This is a genomic window from Pseudomonas sp. MH10 (assembly GCF_034353045.1).
GTDB lineage: Bacteria > Pseudomonadota > Gammaproteobacteria > Pseudomonadales > Pseudomonadaceae > Aquipseudomonas.
This window is the reverse complement of sequence record NZ_CP133783.1, coordinates 4,473,769-4,496,679: the sequence shown is the minus strand read 5'-3', so window position 1 is coordinate 4,496,679 and position 22,911 is coordinate 4,473,769. Positions and strand designations below refer to the sequence as shown.

Here is a 22,911-nt window from a genome sequence, read left to right as displayed (position 1 = left end):
CAAGCCCATTTTTTCGAGCAGGCGTGATAAGGTTTGTGTCTGTTGAAACACCTTGGACCTGAGCATGCCCTTTAGCTTTTCCCGTCGGTTGCATTTTCGCCAACTGATGACCGTATCCAGCTTCATCCTGTTAGTTGCCTGCGCAGAAAAACCTACTGCTGCCGATGCCAGGCCTCTTCAAATTGCCAGCGCACCTACGGCTGCGTTGCCCACGACCCCGCCGGGTATCGTGACCGACGCAACAGACTTCGATTTTCAGCCAACTATCAGCTTCAGCGCCTGGGAAGCCGGGTTTCGCGTCGATGCAATAAAAGCCGGCATCAAGCCTGACCTCTTCGATCAAGCCTTCGCGGGTGTGCTGCCGGACATGAGCGTGGTCAAGGCCGATCGAAGCCAGCCCGAGTTCACCCGCCCGGTGTGGGAATACCTCGATGGCGCGGTCTCCGCAGCCCGCGCCCGTAAAGGCCAGGCCTTGCTTGCGCAATACGCCGACGTGCTGCAAGCCATTGAGCAACGCTACGGTGTCGACCGCCAGTCGCTGGTAGCTATTTGGGGCATGGAAAGCAACTTCGGCCAGTTTCAAGGCTCGCAGTACGTGATTCGCTCCTTGGCGACGCTGGCCTACGAAGGTCGCCGCCGTGCATTCGCGCAGGATCAATTGCTGGCGGCCCTGCAAATTCTTCAGCATGGCGACATCCAACCGACCCAGATGCTGGGTTCCTGGGGTGGCGCAATGGGTCAGACGCAGTTTATTCCCACCACCTATAACGCCTATGCCGTGGATTTCGATGGCGATGGCCGCCGTGACATTTGGAATACCCCTGCCGATGCATTAGCGTCGACGGCGCGCTACCTGCAAAGCTCAGGCTGGCAATTTGGTCAGCCGTGGGGTTTCGAAGTGCAGTTGGTTCAAGGCTTCGATTACGCGCTGGCCGATGCTTCGACCCGTAAAACCGTTGCCGAGTGGCAGCACATGGGATTAAAACTGCCAAACGGCGGCGCACTTCCGGCCAATTTGGCGCAGCAACAGGCGGCGCTGTTGTTACCTGCGGGTTATAAAGGTCCGGCGTTTTTGGTACTGGATAACTTCCGTGCGACGCTCAAGTACAACAATTCGTCGTCCTATGCCCTGGCGATTGGCTTGTTGTCTCAACGTTTCAGCGGCGGGGGCTACGTCCTCGGCAGCTGGCCGCGTGGAGATCAGCCTCTAAGCCGCTCTGAGCGCATTGAACTGCAAACCCTGCTCTCGTCTCGTCAATACGACGCTGGCGCTCCAGACGGCATCATCGGGGCCAATACACGCAAAGCCATTCGCAGCGCGCAGCAGTCGTACGGCTGGCCGGCCGACGGCTACCCGACGCATCAGTTGTTAGACAGTTTGCGCAAGCCGTAACGGCCTCTTCGCGAATAAATTCGCTCCCACGGGGAACCACATATCGCCGGCGGGAGCGAATTCATTCGAAGGGACTTTCTAAAACAAAAAAAAGGGCAGGATATCGCTATCCGGCCCTTTTTATTGACTCGCAACGCTTAGCTCATGGCTTCGACAGCGGTCTTCGCCTGCTTATCGGCATGGTACGACGACCGCACCAGCGGACCTGAAGCAACATTCTTGAAGCCCATCTTGTAGCCTTCTTCGGCAAACCAGGCGAACACGTCCGGGTGCACGAAACGCTGCACCGGCAAGTGGCTGCGTGAAGGCTGCAAGTACTGGCCCAGGGTGAGCATGTCAATATCGTGCTCACGCATGCGCTTCATGACTTCAATGACTTCTTCGTCCGTCTCACCCAGCCCCAGCATTAAGCCGGACTTGGTCGGAACATGAGGCACCAACTGCTTGAATTTCTGCAGCAGGGTCAGCGACCACTGGAAATCCGAGCCCGGACGTGCCGCTTTGTACAAGCGCGGCACGGTTTCCAGGTTGTGGTTGAACACGTCTGGCGGCTCGGCAGCAGTGAGTTCCAACGCGATGTCCATGCGGCCCCGGTAATCCGGGACCAAGGTTTCCAATTGCACGTTCGGCGACAGCAGGCGAATTTCGCGGATGCAGTCAGCAAAGTGCTGGGCGCCGCCGTCGCGCAGGTCATCGCGGTCTACCGAGGTAATCACAACGTACTTGAGACCCAGGTCAGCAATGGCAATGGCGAGGTTTTTCGGTTCGTCAGCGTCTAGCGCTTTCGGACGGCCATGGCCCACGTCGCAGAACGGGCAACGGCGGGTGCAGATGTCACCCATGATCATGAACGTTGCGGTGCCCCCGGAGAAACACTCGCCAAGGTTCGGGCAAGACGCTTCTTCGCAGACGCTGTGAAGTTTGTGCTTACGCAGCAGTTGTTTGACGCGGTCCACTTCCGGGGAAACGGCAATGCGGACCCGAATCCAGTCCGGCTTTTTCGGCAGGTCGACGGTCGGAATGATTTTGACCGGGATGCGTGCAACTTTGTCCGCACCACGAAGTTTTACGCCGGCTTCCACTTTAGGCTTGGCCGTACGCTCACCAATGCTTAGTGTCGGGATCAGTTCTAACACAGCGCTTTGCGCAGTCTCTGTCGCAGTAGTCATATCAATCGATTCCGCCCGCTAGGGTCGTCTGCTCAGCATAGTCGAGGTGTTTGACGAGCTGCGCGCGCAGCCGGGCACTTACCTCGGCAAATTCAATCGGGCCTGCATGATCGCGCAGCTGGGTCATTGCCAGCCCCGCGTAACCACAGGGATTAATGCGTCGAAACGGCTCAAGGTCCATGTCCACATTTAGCGCCAGGCCGTGGAATGAGAAACCGTTTCGAATACGTAAACCCAAGGAGGCTATTTTCGCTCCATCGACATAGACCCCTGGCGCGTCATTCTTCGCGACTGCCGTGACGTCGTAACTCGCCAGCAGGGCGATCAGACTGCGTTCAATCCGGGAAACCAGTTCGCGCACGCCGAAACCCAGGCGCCGCACGTCCAGCATCAGGTAAACCACTAATTGACCGGGGCCATGATAGGTCACTTGGCCACCCCGATCGACCTGAACCACCGGAATATTACCCGGCAGCAATAGGTGCTCGGCTTTGCCCGCCAGACCTTGAGTGAAGATGGGCGGATGTTGCACCAGCCAGACTTCATCGGCTACATCGCGCTCACGGCCTTCGGTAAACCGTTGCATGGCGTGCCAGGTAGGTTCGTAAGCAACCTCCCCTAGTTCACGAAAGCCAAGGCTGCCAGGCATCAGAGCACCATGTGCACGAGACCGGTCGCGCGCAAGGCACTATTGATATCGCGCAGTTGGTCTTCGCCAGTGGCGACGATATGCAGTTGAACGGTGGTGTATTTACCGTTGCTGCTTTGACGTTCGGCCAGCGTATCCATGTCGAGCGTGGCGTGTTTCGCCAGAATCTCGATCACCAACGCCGTGAAACCCACGCCGGTGTCACCGATCACCTTGATCGGGTAGTCAACGCAGGGAAATACAATCAGGTGCGACTTAACGTCAATTTCAGTATCAGCCATGGCAGTAACGGCCTCGTAAGCTGTTACGAGCGACGGGCACCCACTCTGCAAAGAGCCAGGGCCCGACGGTCGGCAGTATCAGTTAAACAAACCGTAGAAGAACAAACGGATGCTATCCCACACGCGGCGGAAAATTCCACCTTGGTCCACGGCGTCGAGAGCGATCAGGTCAGCGGTATGCACCACTTTGTCGTCCATCTTCACTTCCACTTTACCGATTACGTCGCCCTTGGCGATTGGCGCGACCAGACGTGGGTTCATCGTCATGCTTGCGGCCAGCTTTTTCAATTGGCCTTTAGGCAGTGTCATGGTCAAGTCATCAGCCAGGCCGGCTTTGACCTGATGCTCCGAACCTTTCCAGACCGGTGCCTGAGCCAATTCCACGCCCTTCTGGTAGAAGGTTTGGGTTTCGAAGAAGCGGAAACCGTACGTCAGCAACTTCTGGGTTTCTGCCGCTCGTGCCTGTTCGCTGCTGGTGCCAAACACCACGGCGATCAAACGCATGCCGTCACGGACTGCCGAAGACACCATGCAATAGCCAGCTTCCTCGGTGTGGCCGGTTTTCAGACCGTCAACGGTCTTGTCGCGCCACAGCAGCAGGTTGCGGTTCGGCTGCTTGATGCCGTTCCAGAAGAATTCTTTCTGCGAATAAATCGCATAGTGCGCCGGGTCAACGGTAATGATTGCCCGTGCCAGCAGCGCCATATCGTGGGCCGACGAGTAGTGATCCGGGTTCGGCAAACCCGTCGGGTTCATGAAGTGGCTGTTGACCATGCCCAAGTCACCAGCGGTTTTGTTCATCATGTCGGCGAACGCATCTTCGCTACCGGCGATGTGCTCTGAGAGCGCGACGCTAGCGTCGTTGCCTGACTGAATAATGATGCCGTGCAGCAGATCACTGACGGTGACTTGGCTGCCCACCTTGATGAACATCCGCGAACCACCTGTGCGCCAGGCGTTTTCACTGACTGTCACCGGGTCGTTTTCACCGATTTGGTTACGACGAATTTCCAGGGTCGCGATGTAGGCCGTCATCAATTTGGTCAGGCTCGCCGGCGCCAAACGCTGGTCGCCATTGTTTTCAACCAAAATGTTACCGCTGGAGGCATCCATCAGCACATAGGCCTTGGCGGCCAACTGCGGCGCGGCGGGCGTCATCTGTTCTGACGCCCAGGCGGCAGGTGTGATGATCAGGGGGACAAGCAGGCACAGGCGTTTTGCAAAGGTGGTGATGTTCATCCGTCTCTCGAAATTGCTAATGGGCAAACATGCCCTTGCGGGCAAAGCTGATCTGACCGGATAACGAACGATGCGTTCATCCGGCCTTGAAGCCAGGTTTCATCCATGGCTGACAAAACGGCCTGATACCCAGGCTGAGTTGCTTGTATCGCTTGCTCTATTGGCAAGTCCCCGTCGCAGAAGCAACTGTGCAGCTACCTTGAACAACCAAGGCTAAATCATTGATCCAGTGCGACCACCGTCGGCTGACCCAGATTGGCCGACCTGACATTGGCTTGTAATTGCTGCGCTTCAACCGGCGTGTTCACCGGCCCCATCCGAACCCGATACAGCGTTTGCTGACTGCGTACTATCGAGCTGACGAAGACTGGCGTCCGGACTATCCCGCTCAGTTTCGACCTCAGGAGTTCCGCAGCGTCCGGGTTGGCGAAGGCGCCCACCTGGAGATACAGCCCAGACACTGGTCCGGAAGCGTTTTTTTTTGCATCAATCTGAACGGGCGACACTGCTGCGGCGTGTTGCTGAGGCGGCGGCGTGTACTGCTCGATGGTGCCGGTTGAAGCGGTGAACGCCGGCGCTGCGGCCTGGGCCACGACTTGCGGCTCATCCAACATCAACGGCGCTGGACGTCCACGCTGTGCCCACCACTCTTGCGGATCGATGCCTTCGACCTTGACCCGGGCTGTACCGATTTCAGCGTAACCGAGCTTTTTCGCAGCGGCGTAAGACAGGTCGATAATGCGGTCGGAATAGAACGGCCCACGGTCATTGACCCGCAGGATCACGCTGCGGTTATTGTCGAGGTTGGTCACCCGAACGTAACTGGGCAACGGCAAGGTCTTGTGTGCGGCACTCATGCCGTACAGGTCGTACTTTTCACCATTGGCGGTGTTCTGACCGTGGAATTTGGTGCCATACCAGGACGCCGTCCCGGTAGCGACATAGCGCTTGGAGTCGGTCAACGGGAAATAAGTTTTGCCCAGCACGGTATAGGGGTTGGCCTTGTAAGGCCCGCTGTGCAGGGTCGGCACGGCGTCAGGGATGCGGGAAACGTCAACGTCCCACCATGGCGCGCCGTCTTTGTGCGCACGATTGATGTCCAGACCCGGCCCCGAGGTCACAGCACTATTGTTCTGCGGAGATCGACTGGTCGAACAACTGGCCACCAGAACGGCCAAGGCTGCGAAGGCCATGAACTTCAGTGGTTTGCGAATCGGCATTGCCCGCATTACTTGACGCCCCGTGCTTGGACCAGCAGTTCAGACAGCTGATGCACGGCCATTGCGTACATCACACTGCGGTTGTAGCGCGTGATTGCGTAAAAATTATTCAAACCCATCCAATATTCCGGCCCCTCTGCACCCTCCAGGCGAAAAGCGGTCACCGGCATATCATCGCGCAGCGCATCATGACTCGACCACCCCAAGGCTCGCAACTCCCCAACGGTTTTTACCGGTTCCAGGCCGGGGCTCAAACCGCTGTCAGCCGCATCACCGCGCACGGAAGAAAGGCTGACAACTGGCTCGCCTGCGACCCAGCCGTGGCGTTTGAAATAACTGGCGACACTGCCGATGGCGTCATCGGGATCGGTCCAGATATTGATGTGCCCGTCGCCGTCGAAATCCACGGCGTAGGCGCGAAAACTACTCGGCATGAACTGCGGCAAACCCATTGCCCCAGCGTAAGAACCCTTGAGTGTCAGGGGATCAACTTGTTCCTCACGCGCCAGCAAAAGGAACTCACGCAGCTCCTTGCGAAAGAATTCGGCACGCGGTGGGTAATCGAAACTCAAGGTCGATAAGGCGTCTATCACGCGGTAATTACCGGTGTTGCGGCCGAAAAAAGTTTCGACACCGATGATGGCGACGATTACTTGCGCCGGTACGCCGTAGTCTTGCTCGGCACGCATCAAGGCCGCTTCATGCTGACGCCAAAAATCCACACCGCGTGCAATTCGCGCGTCGGTGATGAACATTGGCCGGTATTCTTTCCACGGTTTGACCCGCTCGGCTGGGCGAGAAATCGCGTCGAGGATGGCCTGTTTACGCTCAGCCTCACGGAACACGGCCATCAGTTGCTCGCCTGCAAAGCCATAATCGCGGGTCATTTCACCGACAAATTCAGCGACCTGGGGCGAGCCTTCGTAATCGCCTGCTTGTGCTTTCAATACCGAGCCAAGGATGCCCACCAGGCCGACCAACGGAGCATATCGAGCCGCCCAGTTACGCATTACTTGCATTGAATTGTTCACCTTAATCAAACCTGTGCGATCCACTTGCGATGTGTATGGATCGACATCAAAACCCCAAACGCCGACAGCAGCGTCACCAGCGAAGTTCCGCCGTAACTAATAAAGGGCAGTGGCACCCCAACAACCGGCATCAGGCCACTGACCATACCGATGTTGACGAAAACGTAAACAAAAAATGTCATCGTCAGGCTGCCTGCCAACAACTTGCCGAACAGTGTTTGCGCCTGAGCGGTGATCACCAGCCCTCTCCCGATCAGCAACAAATAGATCAACAAGAGGGCGCAAATGCCGACCAGGCCGAACTCTTCCCCCAAAACGGCAATGATGAAATCGGTATGGCTCTCCGGCAAAAAATCCAGGTGTGACTGGGTTCCCAGTAACCAGCCCTTACCAAAGACGCCACCCGAGCCAATCGCGGCCTTGGACTGAATGATGTTCCAGCCGGTACCCAGCGGATCACTTTCCGGATCGAGGAAGGTCAGAATTCGTTGCTTTTGATAGTCGTGCATGAAGAAGAACCACATGCCGACGGCCACTGGAACGGCAGCAGCGAACACGCCAATGATCCAGCGCCAGCGCAGACCGGCCATGAACAATACAAACGTACCGGACGCCAGAATCAGCAACGAAGTACCGAGGTCCGGCTGACGCACGATCAGAATGAACGGAAGACCAATCAGTCCCAAGCTCAGGGCCACATGTTTCAAGTGTGGCGGCAGGGTTCGTTTCGCCAAATACCAGGCAATGGTCGCAGGCATAATAATCTTCATGAATTCCGAAGGCTGAAACCGGATAACCCCAGGAATGTTGATCCAGCGGGTCGCGCCCATGGCGTTATGGCCCATGACGTCAACGGCCACCAACAGCAGCATTCCCAACACATAGAGCACGGGAACCCAGCGCGCCATGAAACGCGGTTCGAGCTGAGCGATGGCCACCATCGAGACCAAGCCTATGCCAAACGACGTCGCCTGCTTAATAAGCAGATCCCAATTCTTGCCGCTGGCCGAATACAGCACAAACAAACCACCCGCGCCAATGGTCAGCAACAGAATCAGCAACGGCCCATCGAGGTGGATGCGCTGCAAGAAAGTAGAGCGACGGCGCATCACATCATCACTTGAGAGGATGCGATCAAAATTACTCTTCACTGGCCGCAGCCTCCGCGTTTGAGCTGCTGGCGTACTCAGGCTTGAGTAAACCGTCTGGACCGAGCAACCACGAATCCATGACCTGACGAACCACCGGGGCCGCGATCCCAGAACCGGACTCGCCGTTCTCCACCATCACCGCGACCACTATTTTTGGATTGTCTGCGGGCGCAAAACCCACGAACAAGGCGTGATCGCGGTGACGTTCCTGAACCTTGGTGCGGTCATATTTCTCGCCTTGCTTGATCGCGACCACTTGGGCCGTTCCGCTTTTACCGGCAATCCGGTATTGCGAACCAATTGCCGCTTTGCGGGCGGTACCGCGTGCGCCATGCATGACTTGCTGCATACCGTGGTTCACCTTGGCCCAATCCGACACATCGCGCAGCACGATATCCTGCATTGGGTTTTCATCAGTCGGTGGCACGCCCGCGACGGTTTTCGCCAGATGAGGTCGATTCCACACGCCTTTGTTAGCCACCAACGCAGTGGCTTGTGCCAGTTGCAATGGAGTGGCCTGCATGTAGCCCTGACCGATGCCGAGAATCAATGTTTCACCCGGAAACCACGCTTGGCGCCGCGTTGCTCGCTTCCAGTCGCGTGACGGCATCAGCCCCGGCGACTCTTCGAACATGTCCAGCGAGACTTTTTTTCCGATCCCGAATTTATTCAGATAAGCAGAAAGCCGATCAATTCCGATCTTGTGCGCAAGGTCGTAGAAGTACGTGTCATTGGACCGCATGATCGCCGTGTCCAGATCGACCCAGCCATCACCGGTACGGTTCCAGTTACGGTACTTGTGATCGTAATTGGGCAACTGATAGAAGCCCGGATCGAACACGCGCGTCGAAGCGGTCACCACGCCGCTGTCCAAGCCGGCAATGGCAACCGCAGGCTTGATCGTCGAACCGGGCGGGTACAGGCCGCGCAGAATGCGGTTAAACAGCGGACGGTCAATCGAATCTCGCAACTCAGCGTAGTCTTTGAAGCTGATACCGGTGACAAACGGATTCGGATCGAAGCTCGGCTGACTGACCATCGCCAATACTTCGCCGGTTGCCGGGTCCAGCGCCACCACCGCGCCACGACGGCCACCCAGCGCCGCTTCCGCAGCTTGCTGAAGCTTGATGTCGAGACTCAAGACAATGTCTTTTCCGGGAATCGGATTGGTCCGGTTGAGCACCCGCATAACCCGTCCGCGGGCGTTGGTTTCAACTTCTTCGTAGCCCACCTGCCCGTGCAAGTCAGCCTCGTAGAAACGCTCAACCCCGGTTTTGCCGATGTGGTGAGTCCCGCTGTAGTTGACCGAATCGAGCGCTTTGAGCTCTTTCTCGTTGATCCGTCCCACATACCCCACAGAATGGGCGAAGTGTTCGCCCTCGGGATAATGACGAACCAACTGCGCAACGACCTCAACTCCCGGCAAACGGAATTGATTGACCGCGATCAGGGCGATTTGCTCTTCGCTCAGCTCGAAGAGAATCGGCACCGACTCAAACGGTCGACGCCCCTGCTTCATGCGTTTCTCAAATAACACGCGGTCGTCGGCGGTCAGCGCCAGGATTTCAACGATAGCGTCGAGCACCTGCGCGGCATTGCCAGAACGTTCGCGCGTCATGCTGAGGCTGAAGCTAGGCCGATTATCAGCTACGACGACGCCGTTGCGGTCGAAGATCAGTCCACGGTTCGGCGGAATGGGCTGAACATGCACCCGGTTGTTTTCCGACAGCGTGGAGTGGTAGTCGTATTGAATGACCTGCAGGAAATACAGCCGCGCTATCAGCACACAAACAGCCACCATCACCACCGCAGCCCCGACCACGACCCGGCCGCGCACCATGCGTGCGTCTTTCTCGTGGTCTTTGAGGCGGATCGGCTGGGACATTTAGGCGCGCAGGCTATTTGTGGTAAGGATGCCCGGACAGAACTGTCCAGGCGCGGTACATCTGCTCACCGATAAGGATGCGCACCAAAGGATGTGGCAAGGTTAACGGCGACAGCGACCAGCGCTGCTCGCTACGCGCACAGACTTCCGGCGCCAGCCCTTCAGGGCCGCCAACCATCAGATTGACCGTGCGGGCGTCGAGACGCCAGCGATCGAGTTCGACCGCCAACTGTTCGGTACTCCACGGTTTTCCGTGCACCTCAAGCGTGACAATTCGCTCGCCCGGCTGGACTTTCGCCAGCATGGCCTCGCCTTCCTGGCGAATAAAGCGCGCCACGTCAGCGTTTTTGCCACGGGTGTTGAGCGGAATTTCCACCAGCTCAAGCGCAAGCTCGGACGGCATCCGCTTGGCGTATTCCTGCCAACCTTCTTCCACCCACTTGGGCATGCGCGAACCGACAGCGATCAAACGCAGACGCACGATGATCCCTTATTCTTTGTCGAGGAAAGTCGTCGGGTCGAACGGATTGCCTTCATGGGTGGAATGCAGCGCACGGCTTTGCTCAGCACCGTGCCACAGACGCTCCAGATCATAGAACTGACGAGCGGCGGCGGTCATGACGTGAACGATCACATCACCAAGGTCCAACAGCACCCAATCGCTGTCGCCCTTGCCTTCTTCGCTCAACGATTTGACGCCGGCAGCCTTGCACTTGTCGCGAACGCTGTCGACCAAGGCGTTCAATTGACGGTTCGAGGTACCAGTGGCAATCAGCATGTAATCGGCGATGCTGGTCTTGTCGCGAACGTCAATGGCGAGGATGTCCGTACCCTTGACGTCTTCAAGGGCAGCCGTCGCCAGCTTGATGACTTCTTCGCTAGTCAGCTTCTGTTTCGTCATAGTGTGCTTTGTCATATAAAACTCATTCAGCTCGTATGTGTGGGATGCCGAAACGCGTGTTGAACACAGCAGTTTCAGAGGCTCCCCTCAGTGTTCGGCGCATGGTACAGCCCGTGCGCGTCGATATAGGCCAGTACCGCGTCTGGCACCAGAAAACGTACCGACTTCCCGCTGGCCAGCAGGTGGCGGATCTGGGTGGCAGACACCGATAACGGCGTCTGCCAGACGAATGTAATCTTTCCACCCGGCCCTTTAAGGGCCTTCGGATTACTGACTGCACGCCCTGCCAGCAGATTTCGCATGGCGTCAGGCGACTCGCTGTCAGCGTCCGGACGTTGCAGCACCACGATATGGCAGTGCTCCAGCAGTTCTTCCCAACGATGCCAGGTCGGCAGCCCGCAAAAGGCATCCCAACCCAATAATAGGAATAACTGGTCATCTGCGGCCAACTCGGCCCGCATCAGTTCCAGGGTGTCGATGGTGTACGACGGTTTGTCCCGCTTTAATTCACGGTCATCCACCGTCAAAGGTGACACCCCGGCTACCGCGCATTGAACCATCGCCAGACGGTCCTGCGCGCTCACGCTCGGGGTATCGCGATGAGGTGGCCTGGCACTGGGTGTCAGGCGTAACTCATCGAGTTCAAGCAGCTCGGCCACTTCCAGTGCACCGCGCAAATGGCCAATGTGCACCGGATCGAAAGTGCCACCCAACACGCCGATGCGTCGCGGCATAGGGGGGGGTGGTTTCGCCGCCGCAAGCTTTTCAGGCTCGGCCAAGTCAGGCAGGTCCTTGGCCACGTAACTGGTGACCGTCGCCGATCACGATGTACTTTTCGCAGGTCAGGCCTTCAAGGCCGACCGGGCCACGGGCGTGCAGCTTATCAGTAGAAATGCCAATCTCGGCACCCAATCCGTATTCAAAGCCATCGGCGAAGCTGGTAGGTGCGTTGACCATGACTGAACTGGAGTCCACTTCAGCCAGGAAACGTCGGGCTTGAGCCTGATTTTCGGTGACGATGGCGTCAGTATGGTGCGACCCATAGTGATTGACGTGTTCGATAGCTTGATCCAGGCCATCCACGACCCGAATCGATAAAATCGGCGCCAGGTATTCGGTGTGCCAGTCTTCTTCTGTAGCTGGAATTGCGTCGATCAACGCTTGCGTGCGCTCGCAACCGCGCAATTCAACGCCTTTTTCCCGCAGTTGCGCGGCCATTGGCGGAAGAAAATCAGCCGCCACAGCGGCATCGACCAGCAAGGTTTCCATCGCGCCACAAATGCCATAACGGTAGGTCTTGGCGTTGAAGCAGATATTTTGGGCGTTGGTCAGGTCCGCATAAGCACTCACGTAGACGTGACAAATGCCGTCCAGGTGCTTGATGACCGGCACCCGGGCGTCCCGACTGACGCGCTCGATCAAGCCTTTGCCGCCGCGCGGAACAATAACGTCAACGTACTCCGGCATGGTGATCAACGCGGCAACCGCTTCGCGGTCGGTGACTTCGACGACCTGAACCACCGCAGCCGGCAGATCGGCCGCTGCCAAACCGCGCTGGATGCAGGCAGCAATCGCACGGTTGGAGTGAATGGCTTCGGAGCCGCCACGCAAAATCGTGGCATTGCCAGACTTGAGGCACAGGCTGGCTGCGTCGATGGTCACGTTGGGGCGCGACTCGTAAATAATCCCCACCACACCCAGTGGAACGCGCATCTTGCCCACTTGAATACCGGACGGCCGATAGCTCATGTCGCGGATCGAGCCGATCGGGTCTGGCAGATTGGTCACCTGACGCAAACCGACGATCATGCTGTCGATGCGCGCCGGGGTCAGCGCCAGACGTTCGAGCATGGCTGCCGACAAGCCGTTGGCCCGGCCTGAAGCCAAGTCCAGTTCATTGGCGGCAGAAAGCTCGGCGCGGGCGTCATCAAGCGCAGCAGCAGTAGCTTGCAAGGCGCGATTTTTCTGCGCGGTGCTGGCACGGCCGATCACGCGAGAAGCTTCACGGGCAGCGCGACCCAAGCGGGTCATGTAGTCAAGAACGGACTCAGTCATGGTCTCAGAGGTCTTGGCGTAGAGGAAAGCGGCCGATTATAGCTGTCGAGCAGGAGTAACGACAGCAGTGGCAGGCGGATGGTCGATAACAGCTGTGGAATAAGGGTGAAAAACCCAATTTTAGGTACAGGTGAGCCTCACCGCCCTCTGTGGGACCGAATTTATTCGGGAAGGCGTCATGCCAGGCGCGCGATGTTAGAGGTGAAACCCATTCCCGAATAAATTCGGTCCCACCGGGCGTAGGCCTCCTTGCTTGGGGTAGTGTTAATTGCCGTTCAGCGTCGATTAAGACACTTATTGCTATCATCGCAAACCAATCCGCCGACCATTCGCGTTAATGCCGATGCCCGACTACGTGCCCAATCTGCTTCCTGACTCATTTTTCAACCGTGATGCGCAAGTGCTTGCCCGTGATCTGTTGGGCAAGGTTATCCGCCACCGCGTTGGAACCGCCCCTGATTTTTTGTGGTTGTCGGCAAGGATTATCGAAACAGAAGCGTACTACGCCGCAGAAAAAGGCAGCCACTCGTCATTGGGCTACACCGAGAAGCGCAAAGCGCTTTTTCTCGACGGCGGCCACATCTACATGTACTACGCCCGCGGTGGCGACTCGCTGAACTTCAGTGCGGGCGGTCCGGGCAACGCGGTGCTGATTAAATCGGCGTACCCGTGGGTCGACGCCCTCTCCGATGGCAACAGCCTTGCGCTCATGCTGCTTAACAATCCAAACGCCAAAGGCGCGTTGCGTACGCCGGAACGTTTGTGCGCGGGGCAAACCCTGCTGTGCAAAGCGCTGGGCTTAAAGGTCCCGATGTGGGACGCCAAACGCTTTGATTCCGAACAACTGTTCGTTGACGATGTCGGACCAGCGCCCCGGCAGATTATTCAAACCACTCGTTTGGGTATCCCGAAAGGCCGAGACGAGCACTTGATGTACCGTTTCGTCGACGCTAACCATGCCAAGTTCTGCACCCGTAACCCTTTGCGACGTGGCCAGCTGGAAGGCCGTGACTATTTATTACTGGAACAAGGAAGCTAAAACATGGGCCCATGGCTTGACAGCATTACCGGATGGCTAACAGCTAATCCCTCGTGGCTGGGTGTAGCGATTTTTCTTGTAGCGTGTTTCGAATGCCTGGCGATTGCCGGCCTCATCGTGCCGGGAACCGTGATCATGTTCGCCGTTGCGGTATTGGCAGGCAGCGGCGCGTTGTCGCTGGGCGAAACACTGTTATTAGGATTTGCCGGCGGATTGGCGGGCGACATCCTGTCGTACTTTCTCGGCAGACGCTTTCACCAGAATATTCGCCGATTGCCAGGGTTGCGGCATCACCCGGAATGGATCGGCCGTGCCGAACTGTATTTTCAGCGTTACGGCATCGCTAGCTTGCTGGTTGGGCGCTTCATCGGACCGCTGCGCCCCATGCTGCCGATGGTCGCCGGCATGTTCGACATGCCCTTTTTGCGCTTCGCAGCCGTCAGCCTCATAGCGGCCGCCGGCTGGTCCGTCGTTTACTTGTTGCCGGGCTGGGCGACGGGCGCCGCTATCCGCTTACCGCTGCCGGAAGGATTTTGGCCCCAGGCCGGAATTGTAGGCGCCGGGCTCGCCGTGCTGTTGGGCTTTAGCATTCACGCCAGCGTCGGCGGCAAACGCTACGCCACGACGTGGATCTCAGCGCTGAGCTTGGTGATGCTGATCGGCTTGTTCATCGGCTGGCCGTACCTCGCGCATTTTGATCAGGGCCTGATGACGCTGGTGCAGGAGCACCGCAGTGCCGCCGCCGATCCATTTGCGGTGATGATTACCCGGCTTGGTGATTTCAGAACCCAAGCGGTGATCGCAGCCCTGTTGCTTGGCCTGCTGCTGGTTCTTCGACAATGGCGTCAAGCGACCTTCGCCCTGGGAGTGATTCTAGGCTCGGCATTGGTCAACACCTTCGTGAAATGGGCCGCCGCTAGGGCCCGTCCCGAGGTGCTACTGGACCCGCTTACCAGCTACAGCATGCCCAGCGGTCACAGCTCCGGCGCGTTTGCGATATTTATGGCATTGGCGGTGCTGGCCGGGCGCGGCCAACCGCTGCGCTTTCGCCTGACGTGGCTGTTGGTGGGCAGTATTCCGGCACTATCGATTGCTATGTCGAGGGTCTATCTGGGCGTGCATTGGCCGACCGACGTCCTGGCCGGTGCCATGCTGGCGTTTTGTATGTGCGCAGCCAGCCTGACGCTTGTTCAGCGCAAAGAACCGTTACAGGCGATGCCAACAAAAGTCTGGTGGGTCATTCTGCCGTCGTTGGTCGCGGTGTATGGCTTCTTCGCGCTACACGCCTTGGCCAACGCCATTAGTCGGTATCAGTACTGACTTCGACCCGGCGACCTACACCTGTAGGTCGCCCTGCATTTCGTCGAGTAGGTCTTGAATCGCATTCAGCCGCTGCTGTGCGTCGCTGAGTTCCAGCAGCTCGACCTTATCTTCTTCCGTGAACGGCAATAAATACGCCAACTGATTGGCCAGCGACTGTTGGCCGATGGCGGTCACGCCCATGTTCAGCGCCGCGACCATCGGATGCTCGGCCAACGCAGTCAGCAACGCCATCAAGTCCGCGTCCTGATCCTGCAACGGCTGCTCTTGCAGCTCATCGAGCCATTCAACCTCCGCCAGAATCAACTGATCGCGTTGAACCTCGGTGCTGACGACCCGAAAGCGTCGGCCGCCCTCAACACGAATCCCCAGCAAGCCATTTTCTTGCTGCTGAAAATCACGCACCAACGCCTCGCACCCTACCAGCGCATAGCCATCGGGGGCTTGAGCGACTTCTTCGCCGTCGAGAATGCACACCACACCAAAGCCTTCGCCCTTTTTCATGCAGCGACCAATCATGTCCAGATAACGCACTTCGAACAGCTGCAAGTCCAGTGTGCAGCCGGGGAATAACACGGCGTTGAGGGGAAATAACGGCAACATCATAATTTTCCTTAAACGAATAACGACACAGCCAAGGGTAGAAACACCGCCGTGGCAACGCCCATCAAACTCATTGCCAGCGCTGCAAATGCGCCGCACTCCTCGCTTTCCTGCAACGCCACCGACGTACCCACTGCGTGGGCGGTCAAGCCAAGGGCCATGCCCCGCGCGGCATGATTCTTAACACCCAGAACAGACAGCAGACCAGGGCCGAAAATTGCACCGATAACGCCAGTGATCAACACAAACACCGCCGCCAGCGGGGCCACACCACCAATCTGCTCGGCCACCAGCATGGCGATGGGCGAGGTCACTGACTTAGGCGCCATGGTCATCAAGATCATGTGCTCGGCACCGAATAACCAGCCCAGCGTCACCCCAAGGGACGTCGCCAATACGCCGCCAATTATCAGCGTAGTAAACGTCGGCCAAAATAATTGTTTGATCCGTCGTAAATTCAGATAAAGCGGCACGGCCAAGGCCACAGTCGCGGGACCTAACAGTATGCTGAGAATCTCGGTACTTTTGCGGTATTCAACGTACGTCAGGCCACAGCTGATCAATATGCCAATCACGAGCACCATTGAAATCAGCACGGGCTGCAAAAATATCCAGCGAGTTTTCTCATAAGCCGCCAGCATCAATTGGTATGCGCCCAAGGTGATAGCGATCCCGAACAGCGGATGATGAATCACCGAGCCCAGGGCACCACTCCAGTCGATAGTCATGAAGCCTCCCGACGTTGCGACTGGCGTTGAATCAATACCTGCATCAGCCAACCGGCAAAGGCCAGTGACAGTAACAACGAAATTACCAACGACCCGGCAATGGCCCAAAAATCTGCAGCGATATCGGCGGCGTAGACCATCACCCCCACTGCTGGCGGCACGAGCAACAGCGGCAAATAACGCAACAGACTGCTGGCCGCAAGGCTGATTGACTCATCAACTTCACCCTGCACCATGAGAAACACCATCAGCAACACCAGCCCGATAATCGGCCCCGGCAGAATCGGCAGAAACAGGTGGTTAAGCCCGGTGCCCACCAATTGAAACAACACCAGCCATGTCAGGCCTCTGAGCAACATAAATAACTCCAGCAAATGTTCGGCGCCATTATAGGCATGCCGTGGTTATGGCTGATAAATCGGCATTCGCCAACCGCATACATCCTTGACCATACCCTTGACCCGTGCTGATCTTAGGCCTTGGCGCGTAGACCGCCGATGCTCTCAATACGCAGCAAATAACAGGCCGCAATAACAACTTAAATAAGAAAAACAAGGAGAGTACCTATGCCAGTTGTACCCGTCGAAGAACTCAAAACGTATGCAGGCAAGGCGCTGGGATGTTCCGAATGGCTCACCGTTGATCAAGAACGCATCAACCTGTTCGCTGAAGCGACGGGGGATTTTCAATTCATCCACGTTGACCCTGAAAAAGCGGCGCAAACCCCGTTTGGCAGCACCATCGCCCATGGCTTTTTGTCGTTGTCGCTGATCCCGAAACTGATGGAAGACTTGTTCGTGGTACCCGAAGGCCTGAAAATGGTCGTCAACTACGGCCTGGACAGCGTTCGCTTTATCCAACCCGTGAAAGTTAATTCGCGGGTTCGACTGAACGTTTCCATCGCCGAGGTGACTGAGAAGAAGCCTGGCCAATGGCTGATTAAAGCGATTGCTACTCTGGAAATCGAAGGTCAGGAAAAACCTGCCTACGTCGCCGAACCGCTGTCGCTGTGCTTCGTATGAGTCGCTAAAAACCTGACACAGGGCTCGCTGACGAAGTATTTGCCTCTATAAGCAACCACATAGCTGCGGCATACTCCCCGTGGCTGTGTGAGCGCGACTGCTCGAAGACCGTATTCACACGCCTGGAATCCTATTTCGAGATCAACCATGCGCGCGCTCGCTTCACTTGCCCCACTGGCAATCATTCTATTACTCGCCGCTTGCGGTGACGGCGAACCGTTATCGCCTCCCGATGCACGCCTGCCCGACGGTGGCCGCTATCGCGGTGATGTGGTTAATGGCCTGCTACAAGGCCAAGGCCGAGTGGATTATCCCAACGGCAGCTGGTACGTGGGGCAGTTTCAGAATGGGCAGTGGCACGGCGATGGCGAATGGCACGCCAGCAACGGCGAGGTCTATCGCGGCCAGTTTCAGAACGGACTGTTTCACGGCTTCGGTACATTGACCACCAGCACCGGCAGTTACGTGGGTGGCTTCAAACTCGGGCGACGTGACGGCGAAGGCACACTAAAAGAGCCTGGCGTGACCTACCGTGGCGAATTCAAAGCTGACCAATACGACGGGCTTGGTCATCTGGAGCTGGATGACGGTAGCCAATATCAAGGCTTGTTCGCCCATGGCAAACCCAATGGCGAAGGGCAACGCAGCGATGCCAGCGGCAATCAGTTCGCCGGCAAATTCGTCAACGGCCAACTGGAGGGCAACGGCAGCTTTAACAGTGCCGACGGCGACCAGTACGTCGGCGGGTTCCATGACAACCAGTTACAGGGCAGAGGCCGCTATGAAAATAGCGACGGTGACGTCTGGATCGGGCAATTCAAGGACGGTGCACTCAACGGTCAAGGCCAGTTGATAGGCGCCGATGGCAGCCGTTTTGAAGGTCAATTCGCCAACTGGCGTTTTTCCGGGGAAGGCCGTTTGCGCCTCGCCGATGGCAGTGTGTACCAGGGCGGGTTCCTCGCCGACAACTATGAAGGACGAGGCGTATTGAGCCTCCCGGACGGCGCCCTACAAAGCGGGCTCTGGAGTAACGGTCAGCGGGTGCGTGACGCCCAAGGTAAATTGCTGCCGGACTCACTGGAAATCGGCTTGCTCGCCCAAGGCGCTTTGCTGGAAAAAGCGCTGGCGGCGGTGCCCGCATCAACCCCTGCCGTAGAGCTTTACAGCTTGGTAGTGGCTGGCGATGGCAAGCAGAGCGTGTTCATGCGTGAAGCGGATTACGTCAGCAACTTGCTGGCGACCCGCTTTGGTGCCTACGGGCAGATTAGCCTGGTCAACCATCGCGATCATATGGGCGATCGACCTTTGGCGACCCGCGAAAGCATTAGCCGCGCCGTACAAACCCTGGCGCAGCGCAGTGGTCCCGAGGATCTGATTTTCATCTACCTGACCAGTCACGGTACACATGACCATGAACTGGTCCTCGATCAGCCCCGTCTGGAGCTGACTGATTTGCCCGCCGACGAACTGGCCGCCGTGCTTGCGCCGTTAAAAGGACGCGACAAGATCGTGGTGATCTCAGCGTGTTATTCCGGTGGATTCATTCCTGCCATCAAAGACGATAAAACCCTTGTCATCACCGCCTCGCGCTCAGACCGGGTATCGTTTGGTTGTTCGGAAGAGTCTGACTTTACTTATTTTGGCGAAGCACTCTTCGCCAAGGCGCTGGTCGAAACAGATGACCTGCAGCAAGCGTTCAACCAAGCCAAGGTGTATGTCGCGGCGCGGGAAGCCAGCGATAACTTCGAAGCATCAGAACCGCAGATCTGGGCGCCAAAAGGGGTATTGGCACACTGGCAACAGTTGAGAAAAAACCAGGCACAGCGGGCGCTATCCGCCTCGTTGGCTAGCAAGGCCACAAAAATTATAGGCAGCCACTAAACTGCAGTGTATCGAGGGAGAAACACTATGTATTTGACGCCTCAAAACATCCTTCTAAGCGGTGCAACTGGCTTGACCGGCGAACACTTGCTTGATCGCCTGCTGAACGAACCCACCGTCAGTCGCGTGCTGGCGCCAACCCGTCGCCCGCTTGCCGATCATCCCCATCTGGAAAACCCGGTAGGGGAACTGACTGTTTTATTGCCACTATTGACTGGCCCCGTGGACATCGCTTTTTGTTGCTTAGGCAGTACGATCAAACAGGCCGGCTCGAAAGAAGCCTTTCGCGCCATCGACTTCGATCTGGTGGTGGCGTTCGCCAAGCGCGCCCGTGAGTTGGGAGCGCGGCATCTGGTGGTCATGAGCGCAGTGAACGCCGATCCGGCGTCCAGCATTTTCTACAGCAAGATCAAAGGTGAAATGGAACAAGCGCTTACCGTTCAGGCTTGGCCACAGCTGACCATCGCCAGGCCTTCGCTGCTGATCGGCGAACGCTCGGAACAACGCTTGGCCGAACAACTGGCAGCGCCGTTCGCGAAACTGATTCCCGGAAAATACCGAGGCGTCGACGCATGCACCGTCGCCCGCGCGCTATGGCGTCTGGCACTGGAAGAGCAGAGCGGAGTGCGTATTGTCGAGGCGGAAGAGTTAAGCAAGTTGGGTAAGTAAATCGTGTAAGAGCCAACTTGTTGGCGAACGCTTGACGCGGTGTATCAGGCAAACCGCCTCGCCAACAAGTTGACTCCTACAGAATGGCCACTGGGCAGCGCCTCAAAGCCCACCCGTCGCCGAATACCCCACACCCAGTACGCTTAATAGCGACAGCGGCAAAAGCAGGGTATCGAGCAAAGCACTGGCCGGCAGGTCGACGCGGGGCCAGTCGGGGGCTTCGGCGCCGAAACGATCTTTCGCGCAGCAGCCGCCGTCTATCGCATACAAATCCAGTCGCATGCCTGAATAAACCACCGGCGCACCCGGTTGGGCGGCGTCGAGGGTTCGGGCCGTTGCGCAGCCGGTCAGGTTTAACAGCATCAGGCTCAGCAACAGCGGCTTATTCATCGGCGCTCAAGTGGTGTTCGCCCCAGCGTGGGAGCATGTCTTGGGGAATGTTTAGCAGATTCAAAATACGCGCGACAACGAAATCAATCAGGTCATCGATGGTCTGTGGCTGGTGATAAAAACCCGGCGACGCGGGCAATATCACGGCCCCCATGTTCGACAGCTTGAGCATGTTTTCCAAGTGAATACTGGAATATGGCGCCTCGCGCGGGACCAGAATCAACTGGCGTCTTTCTTTCAAGGTCACGTCCGCAGCGCGTTCAATCAGGTTGTTACAGGCGCCGGTGGCAATCGCCGACAAAGTGCCCGTTGAGCAGGGCACCACTACCATCGCCGCCGGCGAACCCGAACCGGAGGCAACCGACGACATCCAGTCTTCCTTGCCGTACACCCGAATTTGCCCGGCGGCGGCGCCGGTGTATTCGGTCAAAAAGGCCTGCATCATCATCGGTTTTGGCGGCAACGAAACGTCGGTTTCGGTGGCTAGAACCAACTGCGCAGCCTTCGAAATCAGAAAGTGTACTTCCCGCTCCTCCCGCACCAGGCAGTCAAGCAAGCGCAGACCGTATTGCGCGCCAGACGCGCCCGTCATCGCCAGGGTTATACGTTCAGGACCGCTCATTTCAGCGCCTCCGCCAATTTGCCATGCAAGCCGCCGAAACCGCCGTTGCTCATGATGACCACCTGGGTGCCCGGCTGAGCCTGGCTTTTGACCTTGGCAATGATAGCGTCGAGGGAATCACACACCACCGACGGCACAGAACACAGCGCAGCCGTAGCGGCAAGGTCCCATCCAAGATTAGCAGGGGCGTACCAAATAACTTGGTCAGCCTGATGCACGCTGTCTGGCAAACCGTCGCGGTGAGCACCGAGCTTCATTGAGTTCGAACGCGGCTCGATGATTGCGATCAAGTGCGCATCGCCGATGTGTTTGCGCATCCCATCAAGGGTCGTGGCAATGGCCGTCGGGTGGTGGGCGAAGTCGTCATAAATAGTGACGCCGTTGACTTCGGCAACCTTCTCCATGCGCCGCTTGACGCTTTTGAATTCACTCAGGGCTTCAACGCCCTGTTTCGGCACGACGCCCACATGCCGCGCCGCCGCCAACGTTGCCAACGCATTGGCCACGTTATGTTGGCCGGTCATGTCCCACTCGACCACACCCTGCACAACGCCTTCAAGGATCACTTCAAACCGCGACCCATCCTCGCTCAACAGGCGCGCTTGCCACTGGCCGCCTTCACCGGTGGTTTGCACGGGTGTCCAGCAACCCATCTGAATGACGCGCAACAATGCGGGTTCAGTGGTGGGATGAATCACCAACCCTTCACTCGGGATGGTCCGCACCAAGTGGTGAAATTGCCGTTCAATCGCCGGCAGATCGGGAAAGATGTCGGCGTGATCGAATTCAAGGTTGTTCAAGATCGCGGTGCGTGGGCGGTAGTGAACAAACTTGGAGCGTTTATCGAAAAACGCGCTGTCGTATTCGTCGGCCTCAACCACGAAAAACGGTGTATCGCCCAGACGGGCCGACACTGCGAAGTTCTGCGGCACACCACCGATCAAAAAACCGGGGCTCATGCCGGCGTGTTCCAGCACCCAGGCGAGCATGCTGCTGGTGGTGGTTTTACCGTGGGTGCCGGCGACGGCCAACACCCAACGACCTTGCAACACATGATCAGCCAGCCATTGCGGGCCCGACACATACGGCAGGCCTTTATTGAGCACGTACTCCACCGCCGGATTACCCCGGGACAGCGCGTTACCAATCACCACCACATCAGGCGCCGGGTCCAACTGCGCCGCGTCGTAGCCCTGAGTCAGTTCGATGCCTTGCGCCTGCAACTGAGTGCTCATGGGCGGGTAGACGTTAGCGTCCGAGCCGGTAACCCGATGGCCCTGTTCTTTAGCCAGCACCGCCAACGAACCCATGAACGTGCCGCAAATACCAAGAATATGAATATGCATGATCAACCTCGTAAAACATGGGCGCAGGTTAGCGTAGCGAGCGGTGTGTGGCGAGGGCTGCCGTCCCGTCTCCGACGCCCACAGCCTTTCAAGCCCTGTAGGAGCGCGCTTGCCCGCGATCGGCTGCGCAGCAGTCGTAAAACCAGCAATTCAAATTTTTCAGTGGAATTGAGTCGCCAACTGGGAGCGCTTCGCGCTCCATCGCGGGCAAGCGCGCTCCTACCAGTTGTGACAACGACATGTGTGGGACCGAATTTATTCGGGAAGCCTTCGGCGAAGAATCGCCGCGTTGGTTTTCTACACAGCTGTCCAGTGAC

24 protein-coding genes are annotated in these 22,911 nt (G+C 57.5%); 6 read left to right on the top strand and 18 right to left on the bottom strand.

The window, feature by feature from the left end:
• Positions 1-64: 64 nt before the first annotated feature.
• On the top strand, positions 65-1,393 hold the full coding sequence (locus RHM59_RS20215; RefSeq protein WP_322166201.1) for a lytic murein transglycosylase: 1,329 nt from the start codon (positions 65-67) through the stop codon (positions 1,391-1,393).
• Positions 1,394-1,530: 137 nt separating this feature from the next.
• On the opposite strand, the gene lipA is transcribed toward RHM59_RS20215, so the two are convergent.
• From lipA to RHM59_RS20155, 12 genes are all read right to left on the bottom strand, one after another.
• A complete protein-coding gene (gene lipA, locus RHM59_RS20210; RefSeq protein ID WP_322166202.1) occupies positions 1,531-2,562 on the bottom strand; it encodes a lipoyl synthase in 1,032 nt (343 codons plus the stop codon).
• Between the two features lies 1 nt (position 2,563).
• Positions 2,564-3,211, bottom strand: a complete 648-nt coding sequence (lipB, locus tag RHM59_RS20205; protein WP_322285263.1) for a lipoyl(octanoyl) transferase LipB — start codon at positions 3,209-3,211, stop codon at positions 2,564-2,566.
• Positions 3,211-3,492, bottom strand: coding sequence for a DUF493 domain-containing protein (locus tag RHM59_RS20200; RefSeq protein ID WP_322166205.1), 282 nt, complete (start codon positions 3,490-3,492; stop codon positions 3,211-3,213). Before RHM59_RS20200 ends, lipB begins: the two co-directional genes overlap by 1 nt.
• A 78-nt stretch (positions 3,493-3,570) precedes the next feature.
• Entirely contained in the window at positions 3,571-4,731 is a 1,161-nt protein-coding gene (locus RHM59_RS20195) for a D-alanyl-D-alanine carboxypeptidase family protein (protein WP_322285262.1), read from the bottom strand.
• A gap of 218 nt (positions 4,732-4,949) precedes the next feature.
• On the bottom strand, positions 4,950-5,960 hold the full coding sequence (locus tag RHM59_RS20190) for a septal ring lytic transglycosylase RlpA family protein (protein WP_322184805.1): 1,011 nt from the start codon (positions 5,958-5,960) through the stop codon (positions 4,950-4,952).
• Entirely contained in the window at positions 5,960-6,970 is a 1,011-nt protein-coding gene (gene mltB / locus RHM59_RS20185; RefSeq protein WP_322166207.1) for a lytic murein transglycosylase B, read from the bottom strand. The genes RHM59_RS20190 and mltB overlap by 1 nt, the downstream gene beginning before the upstream one ends.
• Positions 6,971-6,987: 17 nt before the next feature.
• Positions 6,988-8,091 carry a rod shape-determining protein RodA gene (gene rodA / locus RHM59_RS20180; protein WP_322171169.1) on the bottom strand — a complete coding sequence of 368 codons (1,104 nt, stop codon included), beginning with the start codon at positions 8,089-8,091 and terminating at the stop codon, positions 6,988-6,990.
• A 31-nt stretch (positions 8,092-8,122) separates the two neighbouring features.
• A complete protein-coding gene (gene mrdA, locus RHM59_RS20175; protein ID WP_322285261.1) occupies positions 8,123-10,018 on the bottom strand; it encodes a penicillin-binding protein 2 in 1,896 nt (631 codons plus the stop codon).
• A 13-nt stretch (positions 10,019-10,031) separates the two neighbouring features.
• Positions 10,032-10,499, bottom strand: a complete 468-nt coding sequence (gene rlmH / locus RHM59_RS20170) for a 23S rRNA (pseudouridine(1915)-N(3))-methyltransferase RlmH (RefSeq protein WP_322166209.1) — start codon at positions 10,497-10,499, stop codon at positions 10,032-10,034.
• Positions 10,500-10,508: 9 nt separating this feature from the next.
• Complete coding sequence (rsfS, locus tag RHM59_RS20165) at positions 10,509-10,919, bottom strand: ribosome silencing factor (RefSeq protein WP_322171172.1); 411 nt, start codon at positions 10,917-10,919, stop codon at positions 10,509-10,511.
• Positions 10,920-10,993: 74 nt separating this feature from the next.
• Entirely contained in the window at positions 10,994-11,653 is a 660-nt protein-coding gene (gene nadD, locus RHM59_RS20160) for a nicotinate-nucleotide adenylyltransferase (protein ID WP_322171174.1), read from the bottom strand.
• A gap of 46 nt (positions 11,654-11,699) precedes the next feature.
• Positions 11,700-12,974, bottom strand: a complete 1,275-nt coding sequence (locus RHM59_RS20155; RefSeq protein WP_322285260.1) for a glutamate-5-semialdehyde dehydrogenase — start codon at positions 12,972-12,974, stop codon at positions 11,700-11,702.
• Positions 12,975-13,329: 355 nt separating this feature from the next.
• Between RHM59_RS20155 and RHM59_RS20150 the strand changes: the two genes are divergently transcribed.
• Entirely contained in the window at positions 13,330-14,013 is a 684-nt protein-coding gene (locus tag RHM59_RS20150) for a DNA-3-methyladenine glycosylase (protein WP_322171176.1), read from the top strand.
• 3 nt (positions 14,014-14,016) lie between these two features.
• Positions 14,017-15,333, top strand: coding sequence for a bifunctional DedA family/phosphatase PAP2 family protein (locus tag RHM59_RS20145; protein ID WP_322166211.1), 1,317 nt, complete (start codon positions 14,017-14,019; stop codon positions 15,331-15,333).
• A 15-nt stretch (positions 15,334-15,348) separates the two neighbouring features.
• On the opposite strand, the gene RHM59_RS20140 is transcribed toward RHM59_RS20145, so the two are convergent.
• From RHM59_RS20140 to RHM59_RS20130, 3 genes are read right to left on the bottom strand one after another with little or no spacing between them, the layout of a single operon-like run.
• Positions 15,349-15,939, bottom strand: a complete 591-nt coding sequence (locus RHM59_RS20140) for an LON peptidase substrate-binding domain-containing protein (protein ID WP_322166212.1) — start codon at positions 15,937-15,939, stop codon at positions 15,349-15,351.
• An 8-nt stretch (positions 15,940-15,947) separates the two neighbouring features.
• Positions 15,948-16,664, bottom strand: coding sequence for an LrgB family protein (locus tag RHM59_RS20135; protein ID WP_416195030.1), 717 nt, complete (start codon positions 16,662-16,664; stop codon positions 15,948-15,950).
• Complete coding sequence (locus RHM59_RS20130; protein WP_322166214.1) at positions 16,661-17,023, bottom strand: CidA/LrgA family protein; 363 nt, start codon at positions 17,021-17,023, stop codon at positions 16,661-16,663. Before RHM59_RS20130 ends, RHM59_RS20135 begins: the two co-directional genes overlap by 4 nt.
• Before the next feature lie 207 nt (positions 17,024-17,230).
• Between RHM59_RS20130 and RHM59_RS20125 the strand changes: the two genes are divergently transcribed.
• The 3 genes from RHM59_RS20125 to RHM59_RS20115 all read left to right on the top strand — a co-directional run bounded on the left by RHM59_RS20125 (position 17,231) and on the right by RHM59_RS20115 (position 20,236).
• Complete coding sequence (locus RHM59_RS20125; RefSeq protein WP_322166215.1) at positions 17,231-17,686, top strand: MaoC family dehydratase; 456 nt, start codon at positions 17,231-17,233, stop codon at positions 17,684-17,686.
• A gap of 147 nt (positions 17,687-17,833) precedes the next feature.
• A complete protein-coding gene (locus RHM59_RS20120) occupies positions 17,834-19,567 on the top strand; it encodes a C13 family peptidase (protein ID WP_322166216.1) in 1,734 nt (577 codons plus the stop codon).
• Positions 19,568-19,594: 27 nt separating this feature from the next.
• Positions 19,595-20,236, top strand: a complete 642-nt coding sequence (locus RHM59_RS20115; RefSeq protein ID WP_322166217.1) for an oxidoreductase — start codon at positions 19,595-19,597, stop codon at positions 20,234-20,236.
• A gap of 102 nt (positions 20,237-20,338) precedes the next feature.
• Here the strand turns inward: RHM59_RS20115 and RHM59_RS20110 are convergent, their stop codons facing one another.
• From RHM59_RS20110 to mpl, 3 genes are read right to left on the bottom strand one after another with little or no spacing between them, the layout of a single operon-like run.
• Complete coding sequence (locus tag RHM59_RS20110) at positions 20,339-20,626, bottom strand: YceK/YidQ family lipoprotein (RefSeq protein WP_322166218.1); 288 nt, start codon at positions 20,624-20,626, stop codon at positions 20,339-20,341.
• Positions 20,619-21,248, bottom strand: a complete 630-nt coding sequence (ubiX, locus tag RHM59_RS20105) for a flavin prenyltransferase UbiX (RefSeq protein ID WP_322166219.1) — start codon at positions 21,246-21,248, stop codon at positions 20,619-20,621. Before ubiX ends, RHM59_RS20110 begins: the two co-directional genes overlap by 8 nt.
• On the bottom strand, positions 21,245-22,594 hold the full coding sequence (mpl, locus tag RHM59_RS20100) for a UDP-N-acetylmuramate:L-alanyl-gamma-D-glutamyl-meso-diaminopimelate ligase (protein ID WP_322184801.1): 1,350 nt from the start codon (positions 22,592-22,594) through the stop codon (positions 21,245-21,247). The genes ubiX and mpl overlap by 4 nt, the downstream gene beginning before the upstream one ends.
• Between the last annotated feature and the right edge of the window lie 317 nt (positions 22,595-22,911).

What these genes read in the sequence shown, in the direction of transcription:
- RHM59_RS20120 (WP_322166216.1), top strand. Translation starts at nt 17,834, where the DNA reads ATGCGCGCGCTCGCTTCACTTGCCCCACTGGCAATCATTCTATTACTC.
- RHM59_RS20215 (WP_322166201.1), top strand. Translation starts at nt 65, where the DNA reads ATGCCCTTTAGCTTTTCCCGTCGGTTGCATTTTCGCCAACTGATGACC.
- lipA (WP_322166202.1), bottom strand. Translation starts at nt 2,562, where the DNA reads ATGACTACTGCGACAGAGACTGCGCAAAGCGCTGTGTTAGAACTGATC.
- mpl (WP_322184801.1), bottom strand. Translation starts at nt 22,594, where the DNA reads ATGCATATTCATATTCTTGGTATTTGCGGCACGTTCATGGGTTCGTTG.
- mrdA (WP_322285261.1), bottom strand. Translation starts at nt 10,018, where the DNA reads ATGTCCCAGCCGATCCGCCTCAAAGACCACGAGAAAGACGCACGCATG.
- RHM59_RS20115 (WP_322166217.1), top strand. Translation starts at nt 19,595, where the DNA reads ATGTATTTGACGCCTCAAAACATCCTTCTAAGCGGTGCAACTGGCTTG.
- RHM59_RS20155 (WP_322285260.1), bottom strand. Translation starts at nt 12,974, where the DNA reads ATGACTGAGTCCGTTCTTGACTACATGACCCGCTTGGGTCGCGCTGCC.
- RHM59_RS20145 (WP_322166211.1), top strand. Translation starts at nt 14,017, where the DNA reads ATGGGCCCATGGCTTGACAGCATTACCGGATGGCTAACAGCTAATCCC.
- RHM59_RS20190 (WP_322184805.1), bottom strand. Translation starts at nt 5,960, where the DNA reads ATGCGGGCAATGCCGATTCGCAAACCACTGAAGTTCATGGCCTTCGCA.
- rodA (WP_322171169.1), bottom strand. Translation starts at nt 8,091, where the DNA reads ATGCGCCGTCGCTCTACTTTCTTGCAGCGCATCCACCTCGATGGGCCG.
- RHM59_RS20125 (WP_322166215.1), top strand. Translation starts at nt 17,231, where the DNA reads ATGCCAGTTGTACCCGTCGAAGAACTCAAAACGTATGCAGGCAAGGCG.
- RHM59_RS20140 (WP_322166212.1), bottom strand. Translation starts at nt 15,939, where the DNA reads ATGATGTTGCCGTTATTTCCCCTCAACGCCGTGTTATTCCCCGGCTGC.
- lipB (WP_322285263.1), bottom strand. Translation starts at nt 3,211, where the DNA reads ATGCCTGGCAGCCTTGGCTTTCGTGAACTAGGGGAGGTTGCTTACGAA.
- RHM59_RS20135 (WP_416195030.1), bottom strand. Translation starts at nt 16,664, where the DNA reads ATGACTATCGACTGGAGTGGTGCCCTGGGCTCGGTGATTCATCATCCG.
- RHM59_RS20200 (WP_322166205.1), bottom strand. Translation starts at nt 3,492, where the DNA reads ATGGCTGATACTGAAATTGACGTTAAGTCGCACCTGATTGTATTTCCC.
- RHM59_RS20110 (WP_322166218.1), bottom strand. Translation starts at nt 20,626, where the DNA reads ATGAATAAGCCGCTGTTGCTGAGCCTGATGCTGTTAAACCTGACCGGC.
- RHM59_RS20130 (WP_322166214.1), bottom strand. Translation starts at nt 17,023, where the DNA reads ATGTTGCTCAGAGGCCTGACATGGCTGGTGTTGTTTCAATTGGTGGGC.
- rsfS (WP_322171172.1), bottom strand. Translation starts at nt 10,919, where the DNA reads ATGACGAAACAGAAGCTGACTAGCGAAGAAGTCATCAAGCTGGCGACG.
- nadD (WP_322171174.1), bottom strand. Translation starts at nt 11,653, where the DNA reads ATGCCGCGACGCATCGGCGTGTTGGGTGGCACTTTCGATCCGGTGCAC.
- mltB (WP_322166207.1), bottom strand. Translation starts at nt 6,970, where the DNA reads ATGCAAGTAATGCGTAACTGGGCGGCTCGATATGCTCCGTTGGTCGGC.
- ubiX (WP_322166219.1), bottom strand. Translation starts at nt 21,248, where the DNA reads ATGAGCGGTCCTGAACGTATAACCCTGGCGATGACGGGCGCGTCTGGC.
- RHM59_RS20195 (WP_322285262.1), bottom strand. Translation starts at nt 4,731, where the DNA reads ATGAACATCACCACCTTTGCAAAACGCCTGTGCCTGCTTGTCCCCCTG.